This is a genomic window from Chitinophaga sp., assembly GCF_036566945.1.
Taxonomy (GTDB): Bacteria; Bacteroidota; Bacteroidia; order Chitinophagales; family Chitinophagaceae; genus Chitinophaga.
On record NZ_DATCVJ010000881.1, the window covers coordinates 1 to 1900 of the forward strand.

Genomic DNA, 1900 nt, shown 5'->3' on the forward strand with positions numbered 1-1900 from the left:
AACGTTTGAAATGTAGTTTATCTAATACGCCCTGGTTAAAGGAATAGGAGAGCGACATATTTTTTACACGGAAATAAGCGCCACTTTCTATCCAGGCAGAACTCACCATCGCATATTTATAACGGGTACCATATACGGAACTGAGACTAGGATACTCCGCATTATCACCAGGATTTTGCCAGTAGTTAATACCACTCAGATCAGGGAGTGAATGGGTGGAAAGAGAATGGTAAGGATTATTATCACCATCATCCGTAGGCACGAGTTGTGACAGTTTACCGGCGAGATAGTCATTAAAGATTTTTCTGCCTGCGGTAAACGTACAGAATACATACAGCGTGAAGCCTTTGTAGCTGAAAGTATTACCAAAACCACCGGTTACTTTAGGGTTTGGATTGCCGGCAGGGATATAATCTTTATCGTCTAATATTCCATCACCATTGGTATCGGCCCAGATAGGATCTCCACCTCTGAAGGCGCCACCATAGAAGCTGAGCGGCTGTCCTGTTACTTTGTTGATCGGCACATCCGCATCTGTTTTGTAGATACCTGATTTATTGAATACGTTGTAGGAGTTGAGTGGTTGTCCCTGACGTAACAGGAATTTGTCCAGATAAATATCACGGCCTCCATTGGGCAGGGAAGTAATAATATTATCGTTATGCGCCAGGTTTAATAATGCCTGCCATTGGAATTTGGAAGATGGCTTTAATACGTTCGCAATGAGCTGCAATTCTATCCCGGTGTTGCGGATACCAATGGCATTGGCAGTGAGAACAGAGTAACCAGTAGTAACTGGTACGTTCAGGTTAAAGATACCGCCATTGGTAGTTTTAACGTAAGCATCTGCTACTATATTAAACCTGCCGTTCAATAAGCTCGCATCTATACCAAGGTTGGATTGTGTATTCTTCTCCCAACTCAGGTTGTTATTGGTGAGCCCTTTATCAAAATTCAGTGCTACCGCCGGAATGCCATTGTATCCAAAAGCATAGTTATTGTTGGTAGCAGGGTTGGTGCTGCCAGGGAATCCGCCCGCACCGATGGTGTAGGTATTGTAAGAAAGGTAGTTGTCGCCGCCATCCGGTTGTCTTCCGGTTACGCCATAACTGGCGCGCAGTTTCAGTAAGGTGAGCCAGTTACCGGCAGACTTTAATGCAGGTTCATCACTGATGATCCAGCCGGCAGACAGGGAAGGGAAATAGCCCCAGCGATTATTTTTACCAAAACGGGAAGAAGCATCTGCCGTGATTACACCAGATAACAGGTAACGCTCTTTATAGCTGTAGTTGGCTCTCAGGAAAAGAGATTGGATACCACTCTGCAGCAGATCGGATTTGGTATCGGCTAAGTTCTTGTTTAATACCGTCACCGTATGGATCTGGTCATTGGGGATACCAATGGCATAGGCATAGGTAGAGCGGTATTCCCAGAATTCGGTGTTTTGTCCGGCAAGCAGATTGATAGTATGATTGGCACCTACGTTAGTGGTATACTGTATGGTGTTGCTCATTAAATAGTTGTTGGATTTATCGGTAAAGCTGGTGGCCAAACCTGTACCGTCTCTTCTTGCAACACCCGGTGTATAGGCATCCATCCGGCTGTTGGTTTGGGTAAACGAGAGGACGGTATTAAAACTGAATTTCTTTGAAATCCGCCAGTCGATCACCGGGCTGATAGACAGGTTATCATTGGTATTCTGGTCGGTAGCGGAGGTGCTGCTGCCAAAAATAAAGTCCCGCGACGCGTCTGTCATATACATGAGCGAGGTAGGGAGTGGACTGGAAGCATAGTATCCACCATTAAAGGCGCCAAAGCCTCCGGAAAGGTCACTGATAGACCTGGGCCTGTCGAGTTTTGAATAACGGATCTGCGTAGAGATTTTCAGATTTTCAGACAG

1 pseudogene is annotated in these 1900 nt (G+C 45.5%); it reads right to left on the reverse strand.

The annotated features are described in order from the left end of the window. Positions 1 to 1900, reverse strand: a pseudogene (locus VIP81_RS26625) (SusC/RagA family TonB-linked outer membrane protein); the annotation flags it as partial.